This is a genomic window from Mycobacterium sp. PS03-16, from assembly GCF_004570325.1.
Taxonomy (GTDB): domain Bacteria; phylum Actinomycetota; class Actinomycetes; order Mycobacteriales; family Mycobacteriaceae; genus Mycobacterium.
The window spans coordinates 40,397-54,470 of sequence record NZ_SPQO01000009.1 but is presented as its reverse complement, the minus strand read 5'-3'; the positions used below and the strand labels follow the sequence as shown (position 1 = coordinate 54,470).

The 14,074-nt window shown below is 71.2% G+C and carries 13 protein-coding genes; 11 read left to right on the top strand and 2 right to left on the bottom strand.

Translation table 11 applies throughout. The features are described 5' to 3' along the window. The first annotated feature begins 1 nt into the window (after position 1). Genes E4P42_RS10160 through E4P42_RS10135 form a run of 6 tightly spaced genes read left to right on the top strand, consistent with a single transcriptional unit; the run spans position 2 to position 6,139 of the window. Entirely contained in the window at positions 2–1,168 is a 1,167-nt protein-coding gene (locus E4P42_RS10160; RefSeq protein ID WP_135125762.1) for a polyprenyl synthetase family protein, read from the top strand. Next, positions 1,165–1,623, top strand: a complete 459-nt coding sequence (locus tag E4P42_RS10155; RefSeq protein ID WP_135125760.1) for a hypothetical protein — start codon at positions 1,165–1,167, stop codon at positions 1,621–1,623. Before E4P42_RS10160 ends, E4P42_RS10155 begins: the two co-directional genes overlap by 4 nt. Then, positions 1,620–1,877 (top strand): hypothetical protein, encoded by a 258-nt coding sequence (locus E4P42_RS10150; RefSeq protein WP_135125758.1) that lies wholly within the window; start codon positions 1,620–1,622, stop codon positions 1,875–1,877. The genes E4P42_RS10155 and E4P42_RS10150 overlap by 4 nt, the downstream gene beginning before the upstream one ends. Further along, on the top strand, positions 1,874–2,884 hold the full coding sequence (locus tag E4P42_RS10145) for a hypothetical protein (protein ID WP_135125756.1): 1,011 nt from the start codon (positions 1,874–1,876) through the stop codon (positions 2,882–2,884). The genes E4P42_RS10150 and E4P42_RS10145 overlap by 4 nt, the downstream gene beginning before the upstream one ends. Beyond that, positions 2,877–3,281, top strand: coding sequence for an SCP-2 sterol transfer family protein (locus E4P42_RS10140; RefSeq protein ID WP_135125754.1), 405 nt, complete (start codon positions 2,877–2,879; stop codon positions 3,279–3,281). The genes E4P42_RS10145 and E4P42_RS10140 overlap by 8 nt, the downstream gene beginning before the upstream one ends. Continuing rightward, the gene (locus E4P42_RS10135) at positions 3,278–6,139 is read left to right on the top strand and encodes an FAD-dependent oxidoreductase (RefSeq protein ID WP_135125752.1); all 2,862 of its coding nucleotides are present in this window, start codon (positions 3,278–3,280) and stop codon (positions 6,137–6,139) included. The genes E4P42_RS10140 and E4P42_RS10135 overlap by 4 nt, the downstream gene beginning before the upstream one ends. Here the strand turns inward: E4P42_RS10135 and aspS are convergent. Further along, positions 6,136–7,911, bottom strand: a complete 1,776-nt coding sequence (gene aspS, locus E4P42_RS10130) for an aspartate--tRNA ligase (RefSeq protein WP_135125750.1) — start codon at positions 7,909–7,911, stop codon at positions 6,136–6,138. The genes E4P42_RS10135 and aspS overlap by 4 nt on opposite strands. A gap of 75 nt (positions 7,912–7,986) precedes the next feature. On the opposite strand from aspS, the gene E4P42_RS10125 reads away from it, so the two are divergent. Next, entirely contained in the window at positions 7,987–8,898 is a 912-nt protein-coding gene (locus E4P42_RS10125; RefSeq protein WP_245233966.1) for an oxidoreductase, read from the top strand. 19 nt (positions 8,899–8,917) lie between these two features. Further along, complete coding sequence (locus E4P42_RS10120) at positions 8,918–9,424, top strand: SRPBCC family protein (RefSeq protein WP_135125746.1); 507 nt, start codon at positions 8,918–8,920, stop codon at positions 9,422–9,424. On the opposite strand, the gene E4P42_RS10115 is transcribed toward E4P42_RS10120, so the two are convergent. Then, positions 9,421–10,920, bottom strand: coding sequence for a carboxylesterase/lipase family protein (locus tag E4P42_RS10115; RefSeq protein WP_135125744.1), 1,500 nt, complete (start codon positions 10,918–10,920; stop codon positions 9,421–9,423). The genes E4P42_RS10120 and E4P42_RS10115 overlap by 4 nt on opposite strands. Positions 10,921–10,989: 69 nt before the next feature. On the opposite strand from E4P42_RS10115, the gene E4P42_RS10110 reads away from it, so the two are divergent. Genes E4P42_RS10110 through E4P42_RS10100 form a run of 3 tightly spaced genes read left to right on the top strand, consistent with a single transcriptional unit; the run spans position 10,990 to position 14,058 of the window. Continuing rightward, entirely contained in the window at positions 10,990–11,880 is an 891-nt protein-coding gene (locus tag E4P42_RS10110; protein WP_135125742.1) for a neutral zinc metallopeptidase, read from the top strand. Then, positions 11,873–13,525: a DUF885 domain-containing protein gene (locus E4P42_RS10105; RefSeq protein WP_135125740.1), complete on the top strand. Its 1,653-nt coding sequence runs from the start codon at positions 11,873–11,875 to the stop codon at positions 13,523–13,525. Before E4P42_RS10110 ends, E4P42_RS10105 begins: the two co-directional genes overlap by 8 nt. Then, complete coding sequence (locus E4P42_RS10100; RefSeq protein WP_135125738.1) at positions 13,522–14,058, top strand: DinB family protein; 537 nt, start codon at positions 13,522–13,524, stop codon at positions 14,056–14,058. The genes E4P42_RS10105 and E4P42_RS10100 overlap by 4 nt, the downstream gene beginning before the upstream one ends. Positions 14,059–14,074: the final 16 nt, after the last annotated feature.

The following is a 14,074-nucleotide window of genomic DNA, read 5'->3' as shown; positions in this document are numbered from 1 at the left end:
GATGACATCGACCGTGCCGGACGCTTCGGCCGCCGCCGGGGTGCTCGAGGACTACCTCGCACTGTGCAAGGAAGCGTGCGACGGTGAGATCTCCCGGCTCTACGGCTCCGAGCGACGCGGAAGCAACACCCTCTACGACCTGATCCTGGATTACCCGTTGCGCGGCGGGAAGGCGCTGCGCCCGACCCTGGCCATCGCGATGTGCCTCGGGCTCGGTGGTCACCTCGACGCGGTCCTGCCGAGCGCCGCGACACTCGAGCTCTACCACAACGCCTTCCTGATCCACGACGACATCGAGGACGAATCGTGGTGGAGGCGCGGCAAACCCACCCTGCACATGGACCACGGCGTCCCGATCGCCATCAACGTCGGCGACGCCATGCTCTCGCTGTCACTGCAACCGCTGCTCGACAACGTCGAGCGGGTCGGCCTCGGATCCGCGCTGCGCATCCTGCGTGCCGTCGCGCGCATGGCGCGGATGACCGTCGACGGGCAGGCGCTCGAGCTGGAGTGGATCCGGTCGAACACCTGGCAGTTGCGCGACGCGGACTACCTGGGGATGGTCGAGCTCAAGACCAGCTGGTACTCGTTCATCACCCCGCTGCAGGTCGGGGCCATCGCCGCCGGCGCCGGACCCGACCGGTTGAAGCCGCTCGAAGCGCTGGGCCGGCACCTGGGGGCGGCGTTCCAGATCACCGACGACCTGCTCAACCTGCGCGCTGACCCCGAGGACTACGGCAAGGAGATCGGCGGCGACCTCTGGGAGGGCAAACGCACGCTGATCCTGCTGCACGCCCTGCGCCATGCCGAGCCAACGGAACGTGAACGGGCGGTGTGCATCCTGACCAGGCACCGCCCCGGCGGCGACGGCGATCCCGGGCTCACCGACCTGCTCGACCGGCTCACCTCCCGCGGCGACCTGTCCCGGGCGGCCCGCGCCGAGATCGCCGCGCGCCTGGGCACCCGGCAGACCAAGACCCTCGACGACGTCCGCTGGCTGTACGCGCTGCTGCACCGCGCCGGCTCGATCGCCCACGCCCGCGATGTCGCCGCCCGGCACGCCGAGGAGGCGGCCGGCGTCCTGGGCGAGCTGGACTGGCTGCCGCCCAGCCGGCACCGCGACACCCTGGACGCGCTGGTCGACTTCGTGCACGGACGGACCCGATGACACCCGAGGCGCTGGCCAGGATGCTGGCCGAGCTGGAACGCCTGCGGGAGCTGACGCTCGACCTGATCGAACGCGACGCTCCCCGGCTGCTTCCGGCCCCACCCGATGAATCCTCGGGCACCGAGCGGGCGGTGTTCGATCTGCTCGTCGGCGCGCGCCGTGCCGTCCTGGGCAGTCCGACCGCCGCCCGTCGCGTCCACGACCTGCTGGTCGCCGAGGGCCGCCGCTACGCCGACACCCCGGAGGGGGCGCGCCTGCGCGACGGACTCATCGCCTCCGAGGCCGTCGAGAACCTGCGCCGGGTGTGGGAGACGGTGAGCCTCAACGTGCTTGACGGCCCCGCCGCACCTCACTCGGCGCCGACGGCGTGGGCCGAACTGGTGGCCGACGCCATCGTCGGGCACGGTGTGGACGACGCGGTGCTGGCACGGCTGCGGCCGGAGGGGTTCGCGTGACGCTCCTGGACCCCCGCAATGCGCTCGCCGAGCAGAGCGCCTTCATCGCCTATCTCACCGGTCTGGCCGGGATCGGGCACATCGTCCGCGACCTCGCTGAGCACGCACCCCGCACCCACACCGCAGGCCCCGCCGACGACGTCGTCGATCTGCTCCTCGGCCTGGCCAGCCTCGGGGCGGCGATCGAACGGCTGGCGCCCCCACCGCCGAGCGCTCCGGTGACGCCGACGACCGGCACGCGGTGGTTGCGGTGACTGCGGCCCTGTCCAGCAGCGACTTCGTCCGCGCGCCACTGCTGTCCGCCGCCGACCCCGTCGACTTCAAGGAATGGCAGCACTTCGTCGTCCACGCACCCGACGTCCGTATTCTGGTCAATCTCAGCCTCACCCACGACGGCCGCGGCCTCATCCCACGGGTGATCGTCGTCGTCCACCACCGGACGTGGACCGGCGCTGTCGAGCGGTTCGAGCACACCGACGTCACCGTATCGGCCGACCTGTCCGAACTGGCCGTCGGCGGCAACCGGATCACCGTGCGGCCCGATGGGTACGACATCGTCGTCGATCTGCCCACCCACCAGATCAGCGGTCAGATCCACTGCACCTCGGGCAGTAGACCTTTCGTGGTCAACAATCAGCCGGTGGGCGACGACGGGCGGATGTGCTGGCTGTTCGTGCCGCGGCTGCGGGCCGACGGCCGGCTGCGCATCGCGGGCCGGGAGCACCGGATCGCCGATGCCGTGGCCTACCACGACCACAACTGGGGCCGGTTCCGGTGGGGCGACGACTTCGGCTGGACGTGGGGCACCATCCTGCCGACCACCGCGGACGACCCGTGGTCGCTGGTGTTCCTGCAGATGACCGACCGGCGACGGTTGCGGACCCTGTCGCAGGCGCTCTACGTGTGGCACCGTGACGAACCGGCCGCGATCTTCCGGCACGCCGCCGTGCAGACCCATATCGACGGGCCGCTCGGCCGCCCGGCGGACTGCACGCTGCCCGCGCCGATGCGGTTGGTGCTCAACGGCCGGACACCCGGGGTACCCGAGCGGATCCGGGTCAGCGCCGAACGTGCCGGCGACACCGTGCACGCCGAATTCCGTGCCCAGTCCTACGTCCGCCTGGCCCAGCCGAGTGAGGCCCACCTCGACCGGTCGGTGGTGCTGTGCGAGGCGGGCGGCACCGCGCACGTCCGGGGTAGGGTGGGCGGCCGCGACCTCGACGTCGTCGGCACCGCAGTATTCGAGTTCCTCCATGGCTGAGAGGGTCTCGTCGTTGCTGCGACGTTCGGTCGCCCACCTCGCCGAGGAGGTGCCCGACAGCTACCTCCTGGTCCTCGACGCGCTCGGCCCGCTGGTGGTCGCCCTCGACGTCGACGGCGAACACTTCGGCCTGCGCGGTGGCGAGCGCATCGAGGTCTGCGACAGCGCCCCGGCGGCACCCAAGGCGTGGATCAGCGCCTCGCGGGACGCGGTGCTCGCCGTGCTCGACGCCGCGGTCGGACTCGAGGACGCCGTCGAGTCGGGGATGGTGGAGGTGCGGGGCGCACTCGACGACATCCTGCGCGCCCACGACACGCTGCTCGCATACGTCCACGCCGCAGTCCGCGCGCCGTCCCAGCCCGGGCTCCTGACCGCCCTGCGAGTGGGTGCGTCATGAACGCGCACATCGCCACGCCCGCATCGTGCGCGCGCCGCCCCACGGTCGCAATCCTGGGCGCGGGTATCGCGGGTCTCACCGCGGCACACGAGCTGGCCGAGCGTGGCTTCGAGGTCACCGTGTACGAGCCACACGCCGACGAGCGGGCCGGACTGGGTGACGAACCGGCGCAGTGCTTCCCGCCGGTGAAGCTGGGCGGCTTGGCGGCCTCGCAGTACTCCACGGTGGGCAGTCGGGACGGCAGCGAAGCCGAACTGCGGCCTTTCCCGGGCCGGCGCGGCAACCCCCGTCCGCCCGGGCGCGCAGTCGCCGGTGAGCACGGCTTCCGCTTCTTCCCCGCCTACTACCTACACATCTGGGACCTGTTCCAGCGCATCCCCATCTTCGAACGCCTCGACCGTCCGGGCGGGGAGTTCCGGTGGCTGCCGACCTCGCGGACCGTCATGGACAACGTGCGACGGGTGATCACCCAGGGCATGACGGTGGAGGGCAAGCCGTCGCTGGTGTTCCCGCGTGAGGCGCCGCGCAGCCCAGCCGAATTCGCGAGCGTCGTACGGCAACTCGGCGACGTCGGGGTCACCGCAGGCGATGTGGCGATGTTCGTGAGCAGGCTGCTGCGGTTCCTGGTGACCAGCCCGCTGCGGCGCGCCACCGAACTGCAGCAGATGTCGGCTTATGACTTCTTCGTCGGGCGCGACCGGGCGAACGGCCCCACCCGGTTCGCCTACTCCCCCGCGTTCGACCGCTACCTGCGCGAAATGCCCCGGGTGCTGGCCGCATTCGACCCGCAGTGGGGCGACGCGCAGACCAACCTCACCACATATCTGCAACTTCAGCTGACGATGGAGCGGCGCGACAACAAGGCCGACGGCGTGCTCAACGGGCCGACCACCGAAGCGTGGCTCGATCACTGGTACCGCCACCTCGTCGCGCTCGGCGTCCGCTTCGTCCGCGGGTCCGCCGAGCGCCTCGAACCCGCCCCCGCGCACCCGGCCACCCCGCCGCACCGCCGGCCGCGCGTCCAGGTCACGCTGGCCGACGGAACGCGGATCACCCCGGACTACACCGTGGTCGCCGTCGATGCTCCTGCGGCCGAGAAGATCACGACGGCACTGCGAGCGGCAGGCGCCGGAGGGACCATCGCCGGCCTCGACGGGTTCACCACCTCCGTGCCACCGGAGGCCGGGCCGCTGCAACCCGCCGACACCCGCTCCGGCGCCCGGCGCGACCCCTACCGGATGGACCAGATGGGCCGGGTGCCGTGGGACCGGTTTCAGACGCTGGCAGGCATCCAGTACTTCTTCGACACCGAATTCCAGCTCCTGCGCGGACACATGTACTACTCGGGCAGCGAATGGGCGCTGTCGTCGATCAACCAGCACGGGCTGTGGGAGCAGCGGCCGAATCTGGGACGCGACGGCCATATCTCGGTGTTGTCGGTCGACATCGGCGACTTCAACACGCCGTCAACGGTTCTGATGGACGAGGACGGCCGCGGCAAGACCGCCCGGGACTGCACGCCCGACGAGATCGCCACGGAGGTGTGGCGCCAGATCGCGGCGGCGCTGACCCAGGGCACGGATCGGACGCCGGAAACAGTGCTGCCCTGGCCGGCGTGGTACGCGCTCGACCGAGGCCTGGTGATGGCCGACGGCGAAGGTCAGGGCACCGGCCGCCCCGTCCGCAACCAGACCCCCTATCTCGTGCCGATCGTCGGGGACTGGCCGAACCGCCCGGGCGGCAATCCGTGGAACCCGCACGGTACGTCCCCGGTGCCGCGGCCCTCGGACGAACAATGGCGAGACGACCTCGTGCGACGCGACGTCTGGCAGGCCGGTCACGGCGGATACCAGGTCCACCACAACTCGGTGGTGTTCGCCGGCACGTGGACCAAGACGTTCACCCGCATGACGTCGATGGAGGCCGCATGCGAGTCGGGCCGCCACGCCGTCAACGCGATCCTCGACCACTACCTCTGGGTGCAGACCGACGGCCTCGACCGCCGGGACGACACGTCGCTGCACTGGCGGTTCCCCTACGGCTTCCTGGATCAGGGGCACTCGAGCCCGGTGCGGATGCCGACGCCGGCCGGGGACTACTGCTACATCTTCGACATCGAGAACCGTGAGCCGGCCGAGACCCGCCTGCTGCGCGTCCTCGACACCCGTCTCTACCGGCAGTCGCTGCCGCATCCGCTGGACGTCCCCACCGGCGCGCCCGCGCCGCATCCTCCTCGGGAAGGAGTCACGATGACCACTCCGCCGACCGGCATCGATCAGCAGGTGCTCGCCACGCTCACGGCATGGCGCCAGTTCCTCGAACAGTGGACCACCATGGCGTCCGGCCTGCCGCTGATGGCCGGAGCGCCTGCGCCGCCGTCCCCGGCCGACTACACCCAGCAGCTGTTCGGTTATCTGCAGGCGTGGCGGCAGTATCTCGAACAGACCGCCGGCGTGCTTCCGTCGCCGGGGTCTCCGCCGCAGCCGCCGGCCGAGACCATGGACGCGCAGACACCTGCGACCGGCGGGCGCCGTCGTACGGAGCCCGATGAGTGGGTCGGGAGATTCTCCGCCGCCGACAAGTCCGCCCAGTCCGGACCCCTGGAGCCACCGAAGGTCGAACACAGTTCGTGGAATGAATTCGGCAACCAGATCGACTGGACCAGGGACCCTCGACGCGAGATCCGCGACATCGGTGCGCCGCTACGGGGCGAGCCGGTGACCCGGGGCACGCCGTCACCGGCCGTCGCTATGCCACGGTCGGCGCACACCAGGACGGTGAGCCCGGCGCAGGTCGATGCCGCACGGATCGAGACGCCCTCGCTGTTCTCCGAGCGGACGACGCGGCCCCGGGGTTAGGCGTCCGGGTCCTTCTTGGGTTTGGCGTCGATCCCGGATTCGCGGCGCTGCTGCGGGGTGATCGGCGCGGGCGCACCGGTCAGCGGGTCCGCGCCGCCGCCGGACTTCGGAAACGCGATCACCTCGCGGATCGAATCCATCCCGGCCAGCAGCGCGGTGATGCGGTCCCAACCGAACGCGATACCGCCGTGCGGCGGGGCGCCGAACGTGAACGCGTCCAATAGGAATCCGAACTTCTCCTGGGCTTCGTCATGCTCGATGCCCATCATCGCGAACACCCGCTCCTGGATGTCGCGGCGGTGGATACGGATCGAGCCGCCGCCGATCTCGTTGCCGTTGCAGACGATGTCGTAGGCGTCGGCGAGCGCGCTGCCCGGGTCGGTGTCGAACGTGTCCTGAGACCCCGGCTGTGGCGCGGTGAACGCGTGATGCACGGCGGTCCAGGCACCGGAGCCGACCGCGACGTCACCGGCGGCGGTCGCCTCCTCGGCCATCTCGAACAGCGGCCAGTCGACCACCCAGGTGAGCGCCCACGCGTTCGGATCGATCATGTCGAGGCGTTTGGCGATCTCGATGCGCGCGGCACCGAGCAGGGCCCGCGACGACTTCGCCGGCCCCGCGGCGAAGAAGATGCAGTCCCCGGGGTTCGCGCCGACGTGCGCGGCCAGACCAGAGCGTTCAGCGTCGGTGAGGTTCTTGGCCACCGGACCGCCCAACGTGCCGTCGTCGGCGACCAGCACGTAGGCCAGACCCTTCGCACCGCGCTGTTTGGCCCACTCCTGCCAGCCGTCGAGCGTGCGGCGGGGCTGTGACGCGCCGCCGGGCATCACCACGGCACCCACGTAGGGCGCCTGGAACACCCGGAACGTCGTGTCGGCGAAGAAGTCCTTGCACTCGACCAGCTCGAGACCGAACCGCAGATCGGGTTTGTCGGAGCCGAACCGGCGCATCGCCTCGGCGTAGGTGATCCGCGGCAGCGGCGTCGGCAGGTCGTAGCCGATCAGCGCCCACAGCGCGGTGAGGATCTCCTCGGAGACCGCGATCACGTCGTCGGCGTCGACGAAGCTCATCTCCATGTCGAGCTGGGTGAACTCGGGCTGACGGTCGGCGCGGAAGTCCTCGTCGCGGTAGCAGCGGGCGATCTGGTAGTACCGCTCCATGCCCGCCACCATGAGCAGCTGTTTGAACAGCTGCGGGCTCTGCGGCAGCGCGTAGAACGAGCCGGGCTGCAGACGCGCGGGCACCAGGAAGTCGCGGGCGCCCTCCGGGGTGGAGCGCGTCATCGTCGGGGTCTCGATCTCGACGAAGTCGTGCCGGGCCAGCACCTCACGGGCGGCGGCATTGACCTTGGACCGAAGCCGCAGCGCGTTACCCGGGCCCTCGCGCCGCAGGTCGAGGTAGCGGTACTTGAGTCGGGCCTCCTCGCCGGCCTCGTCGTCCAGCTGGAACGGCAGCGGGGCGCTCTCGCCGAGCACCGTCAGCGAGGTGGCGTTCACCTCGATGCCGCCGGTCGGGATCTCGGCGTTCTCGTTGCCCTCGGGCCGGATCTCGACGACACCTTCGACGGCGACGCAGAATTCGGCGCGCAACCGGTGCGCGGCCTCGAGCACCCCGCCTTCACGGAACACCACCTGGGAGACCCCGGATGCGTCGCGCAGATCGATGAAGATGACGCCACCGTGGTCGCGGCGACGGGCCACCCACCCGGCCAGCGTCACCTTCTGACCGGCGTCGGCGGGCCGCAGCGAACCGGCGGCATGACTGCGCAGCACACAATCTCCTGGAATAGCCTTACGGGAACAACGGGCCAGTGTAGTGGGGGCCGTCGCGCCGGTACCTTGGCGACGGTGCAGCCCACGTCCGTCACTGGAAACGCCCCGCGCATCGCGCTCATCGGACCCGGCGCCGTGGGCGCCACGATCGCCGCGCTGATCCACGAGGCCGGCCGGCCGGTCGCGCTGTACGGGCGCACCGCGCGCGCCTCCCTCGACGTGCGCCCCGAGGACCGCGACCCGATCGTCGTGCCCGGGCCGGTGCGCACCGACCCGGACGCGGCCGATGGCCCGGTCGACGTCGTGCTGCTGGCGGTGAAGGACACCCAGAACGAGGCCGCGGCGGGGTGGCTGGCCCGGCTGTGCGACGACCGCACCGTGGTGTGCGCACTGCAGAACGGGGTCGAGCAGGTCGAGCGGGTGGGTCGGTACTGCCCGGACGCGACGGTGGTGCCCGCCGCGGTGTGGGTGTCCGCCGAGACCGATCCCCGGGGCTGGGTGCGGGTGCGCACCGACGCGCGGCTGGTGCTGCCCGACACCGCGGCGGCCGCCCGGCTGGCCGACGTGCTGGGCACCGACCGGCTGCGCGTCGACCTCGACCCGGACTTCCCCTCCGCCGCCTGGCACAAGCTGCTGGTCAACGCGGTGGTCGGGCTGATGGTGCTCACCGGGCGGCGGGCCGGGATGTTCCGCCGCGACGACGTCGCCGCGCTCAGCCGCCGCTATCTGGCCGAATGCCTGGCCGTCGCGCGGGCCGACGGTGCCACCCTGCCCGACTCGGTGATCGACGACATCGTCGGCATGCTGGCCGCCGGACCGGCCGACATCACCACCTCGATGCTCACCGACCGGGAAGCCCACCGTGCGCTGGAGTGGGACATCCGCAACGGCGTGATCGCCCGCAAGGGCGCCCGGTACGGCGTCGCCACGCCGATCAGCGACATCGTCGTGCCGCTGCTGGCCGCCGCGGGTGACGGCCCCGGGTAGACACCGTGCTCTACCCTGTATGGCCATGCACGCCTGCGAACGCGTCGACCTGTCGTTCGTCGACTCCGCGCCGTACCGGTTCGTCAGCACGGTCGACCTCGCGATCACGCCCGAACAACTCTTCGAGGTGCTCGCCGACGCCGAATCGTGGCCGCACTGGGCGACGGCCATCACCAAGGTGAACTGGACCAGCGCCGAACCGCGCGGCATCGGCACCACCCGCACCGTCCACATGCGCGGGGGCATCGTCGGCGACGAAGAATTTCTCGCCTGGGAGCCGTTCAGCCACATGGCGTTCCGGTTCAACCAGGCGTCGACGAACAGCATCGCCGCGTTCGCCGAGGACTACCGGGTGAAGCCCACGCCGCAGGGTTGTCACCTGACCTGGGTGATGGCGATGAAACCGCGCGGCCTCCCGGCGCGGCTGGGCATGTCCCTCGGGCGGCCGCTGATGGCCCGCACTTTTCAGGGCTTCCTGCACAACCTGCGCCGCTACACCGACGAGCGGTACCCCGTCACCGGCTAGTACACGCCGCTCCAGGCGCTGCGGCGCACCGCGTCCGGATCGTCGACCGAGTCGTCGCGGGCCGACCGGATCACCCGCGTGCGGCGGCGCTGGGCGTCGTAGCGGGGCCAGTCGTCGCGCCACTGCTCACCGGGCGCCCACCCGCGGGTGGCGAAGTCCAGCCAGGTGCGCTGCATCCGGCGTCCCACCGACGGCAGGACGCGCCGGCCCAGCGGGTGGATCTTGCGGCCCAGATAGGACGCATAGCTGTGCTGGATGTGCACGATCTCACTGCCGTGCGTGGCGCCGAGGCCGAGCGCGCGCAGGGTCCAGGTGGTGTGGTCGAAGCGGTACACGTGGGTCTGGGCGTGCGCGCTGTAGGCATCGGCGAACGCCCAGGTCGGCCCGCCGAACATGACATCGGAGCCGATCGCGATCAGCGCGCGCCGGCGCGGGAAGTCCGGGTAGGCGCCCAGGATGCGCTCGCGGGCCTGCGGCGCGCAGCGGGCGATCCAGGATTCGACGCCGGCCGGCGTGGTCGGCAGCATCGGCGGTTTACCCCAGGCGAACATCGACGCCTCGTGACTGTTGGTGCCGACGATCAGCGGCACCGCCTGCCGCACCGCCCCGGCGCGCGCCGCCTCGATCGGGTGCTGGGGCAGCAGCTCCACGCCGTGGGTCAGGCCGTACGCCAGCGCCGGGGTCTCGGCCGCGCTCTCCAGCTGCAGCTGTCCGGCCGCGCGGCGCAACAGCCGCTGCGGGGCGGCCTTGACCTGGTCGACGTCGAGGCCGAGCAGGTCGAGAAAGCGTCTGGCGCGTTGCGCCCGGGTCTCCCGGTCGGTGATCAGCGGCAGCGCCGGGCTCTGTGCGATGGCCCTGGCGAACAGCCCGTCGGCGGCCGGGCTGGTGAGCAGCGCCAGCACCGAGGTGGCGCCGGCGGATTCGCCGAACACCGTCACCCGGTCGGGGTCGCCCCCGAACGCGGCGATGTTGTCGCGCACCCATCGCAGCGCGGCGATCTGATCGCGCAGGGCGAGGTTGTCGTCGAACCCGTCGCCGAGGTCGCTGAGGTCCAGCCCGCCGAACACCCCGAGCCGGTAGGTGACGTTGACCACCACGACCTCGCCGTTGGCCGCCAGCCGCGACCCGTTGTAGAGCTGCAGCTGCCCGGCGCCGTAGACGAACGCCCCGCCCGGGATCCACACCATCACCGGAAGCGAACCGGAGACGTCGGGTGACCACACCGTGACGGTCAGGCAGGCCTCGTCGCGGATTTTCGGGTCATCGCGGCCGCCGCCGACGAAGGACTTGCCCTGCGGCGGGATGGGGCCGTGGTCGACGACGTCCCGCACCCCCGTCCACGGCTCTGGCGCCACCGGCGCGGCGAACCGGAGGTCGCCGAGGGGCTGGCGGGCATAAGCCACGCCCCGCCACACGTGCACGCCACCCTCGGTGGTGCCGCGGAGCCGCCCGAGGGTCGTGTGCGCGACGGTGGCGGCTTCGGCGACGACGGACACAGAAGAAATCGTAGTGTGGGTAGCTGACCGACGGCGCCGTGCGCCGACCGACGGCGGACGGAGTGCGCGATGACCTTCAACGAGGGCATGCAGATCGACACCAGCACCACGTCGAGCAGCGGCGGGCGCCGCGGCGGCGGCCGCGGGATCGCGATCGGCGGCGGCATGGGCGGCCTGCTGGTGGTGATCGTCGCGCTGTTCCTCGGGGTCGACCCCGGCACCGTGCTGCCCCAGCAGGCCGAATTGGGCACCGAGGACGTCTCGACGCCCGGCTTCGACCTGAGCCAGTGCAGGACCGGCGCCGACGCCAACGAGTTCGTGCAGTGCCGCGTGGTGGCGACCGGCAACTCGCTGGACGCGGTGTGGGCGCAACTGCTGCCCGACTACACCCGGCCGCAGGTCGAGATCTTCACCGGCAGCGTTGACACCGCGTGCGGACCGGCCACCAGCGCGGTCGGCCCGTTCTACTGCCCGGGCGACCAGACCGCCTATTTCGACACCGACTTCTTCGACACGTTGCGCACCCAGTTCGGCGCCAGCGGCGGACCGTTCGCCCAGGAGTACGTCGTCGCTCACGAGTTCGGTCACCACGTCCAGCAGCTGGAAGGGTCGCTGGCCCGCGCCCAGCAGGACCCCGAGGGGCCCACCGGCGGCGGGGTGCGCACCGAACTGCAGGCCGACTGCTACGCGGGGATCTGGGCGCACTACGCGGCGGTCACCACCCAGCAGAGCACCGGGGTGCCGTTCCTGGAGCCGCTGAGCGACCGGGACATCGCCGATGCGCTCTCGGCCGCGGCGGCGGTCGGTGACGACCGCATCCAGCAGGCCGCCACCGGCCGGGTGAATCCCGAGTCGTGGACCCACGGTTCCTCCGAGCAGCGCCAGAAGTGGTTCACCGTCGGCTATCAGACCGGCGACGTCAGCAAGTGCGACACGTTCGCCACCAACGACCTTGGCTAGGGTCCGCAGCGCCGTCGACGCCGTCGCCGAGCGCTACCTCGACACCGTCGCCGAGCTGGACCCCTGCACCGCAACCGAACTGGGCATCACCGGCCGCGATCGCGATTACGACGAGGACATCACCGACTACTCCCCCGACGGGGTCGCCGCGCGCGCCGAGGCCGCCCGTGCGGCACTCAAGGAACTCGACGGCGTGGCCGCTGTCGACGAGACCGACGCGGTGACCGCCGCGGCGATGCGCGAACGCCTCGGCGTGCTCGTCGAGATCCACGACGCCGGCCTCGACGTCGGCGAGCTCAACGTGATCGCCTCCCCGTTGCAGACCATGCGCGACGTGTTCGACCTGATGCCCACCGGCAGCGATGAGGACTGGGCCGTGATCGGCCGGCGGCTGGCGGCACTGCCGCAGCGGGTCCCCGGTTACGCCGAGGCGTTGCGGGTCGCGGTCGCCGAAGGCCGTCCGCCGGCGATCCGACAGGTGCAGCGGGGTGTCGCGCAGGCCGCACAGATCGAGCGGCTGTTCGTCGACATGGTGGCCGGCGCGGCGACGGACCCGGCGCTGCAGGCGGATTTGGACCGCCACGCCGCGGCTGCCGCCGCGGCGTACCGGGACCTGGGCCGGGTGCTGCGGGAGGACATCGCGCCGCACGCGCCGGACCGCGACGCGTTCGGCCGCGACGCCTACCGGCTGCTGTCACGGTCCTTCCTCGGGGCCGCCGTCGATCTCGACGAGACCTACGCGTGGGGCCTCGATCAGCTGGAAGCCATTGTGGCCGAACAGGTGACGGTGGCAGAACGGCTGTACCCGGGCGCCGGGGTGGCCGAGACCATCCGGCGCCTCGACGGCGAACCGCGCTATCAGGTCCACGGCACCGAGGCGCTGCAGCAGTGGATGCAGACGCTGTCGGACCGCGTCGTCGACGCGCTGGCCGGCACACACTTCGACATCGCGCCGGCGTTGCGCACGCTGGAGTGCCGCATCGCGCCCACTCAGACCGGCGGCATCTACTACACCGGGCCGTCGGAGGATCTGACCCGGCCGGGCCGGATGTGGTGGTCGGTGCCGCCGGGGAAGGAGACCTTCCACACCTGGCAGGAGACGACGACCGTGTTCCATGAGGGGGTGCCCGGCCACCACCTGCAGATCGGGCACGCGGTGGTCCTCGCCGACCAGCTCAACCGGTGGCGGCGGCTGGGCTGCTGGGTGTCCGGCCACGGCGAGGGCTGGGCACTCTACGCCGAACGACTGATGGCCGAGCTCGGCTGGCTCGACGACGACGGGGCACGGATGGGCATGCTGGACGCGCAGCGCTTCCGCGCCGCCCGCGTGGCCATCGACATCGGCGTGCACTGCGGCCTGCGCGCCCCCGACGGGGGAACGTGGGATGCGCAGCGGGCCTGGGAATTCCTGCGGGCGCATTCCGCGCAGTCCGATGATCACCTGCACTTCGAACTCGACCGCTACCTCGGCTGGCCGGGGCAGGCCCCGTCCTATGCGGTGGGCCAGCGGATCTGGCAGCAGCTGCGCGAGACCATGCTGGCCCGCAGTATGCCGCTCAAGGAGTTCCACAGCCGGGCGCTGGATCTCGGCGGCCTGCCGCTCGACGTGCTGCGCGCGGCCCTACTCGAGGAGTTCACCCGATGAGCACCGCCGAACCGATCGAACCGGACACCAAGGACTGGACGTGGGTGCTGGAGCGGCCCTGTCCGGATTGCGGGTTCGACACCGCCGGCGTGGCCCACACCGAGGTGGCGCAGCGGATCCGCGACGACGGCGACGAATGGATCCGCCGCCTCGCCGCACCCGCTGCCACAACTCGTCCGCGGCCGGGGACGTGGTCGACGCTCGAGTACGGCTGCCACATCCGCGATGTGCACCGGATCTTCAACGAGCGGCTGACGTTGATGCTGACCCAGCACGAACCGCTGTTTCCTAACTGGGACCAGGATCGCACCGCACTCGAAGACGATTACGCGGCGCAGGATCCGGGCGTGGTGGCCGGTGAGCTGTTCGATGCCGCGGTGACGGTCGCCGACACCTACGACTCCGTGCCCGACGACGGATGGCACCGGCGAGGATTGCGCAGCAACGGCAGTGAGTTCACGGTCGCCTCGATCGCGCTGTACCACCTGCACGACATCGTCCACCACGCCTGGGACGTCGACGTCAATCATTGACCACATTGAACACATA

What these genes read in the sequence shown, in the direction of transcription:
- E4P42_RS10140 (WP_135125754.1), top strand. Translation starts at nt 2,877, where the DNA reads ATGGCTGAGAGGGTCTCGTCGTTGCTGCGACGTTCGGTCGCCCACCTC.
- E4P42_RS10120 (WP_135125746.1), top strand. Translation starts at nt 8,918, where the DNA reads ATGGCCATGCACGCCTGCGAACGCGTCGACCTGTCGTTCGTCGACTCC.
- E4P42_RS10160 (WP_135125762.1), top strand. Translation starts at nt 2, where the DNA reads ATGACATCGACCGTGCCGGACGCTTCGGCCGCCGCCGGGGTGCTCGAG.
- E4P42_RS10135 (WP_135125752.1), top strand. Translation starts at nt 3,278, where the DNA reads ATGAACGCGCACATCGCCACGCCCGCATCGTGCGCGCGCCGCCCCACG.
- E4P42_RS10100 (WP_135125738.1), top strand. Translation starts at nt 13,522, where the DNA reads ATGAGCACCGCCGAACCGATCGAACCGGACACCAAGGACTGGACGTGG.
- E4P42_RS10110 (WP_135125742.1), top strand. Translation starts at nt 10,990, where the DNA reads ATGACCTTCAACGAGGGCATGCAGATCGACACCAGCACCACGTCGAGC.
- E4P42_RS10155 (WP_135125760.1), top strand. Translation starts at nt 1,165, where the DNA reads ATGACACCCGAGGCGCTGGCCAGGATGCTGGCCGAGCTGGAACGCCTG.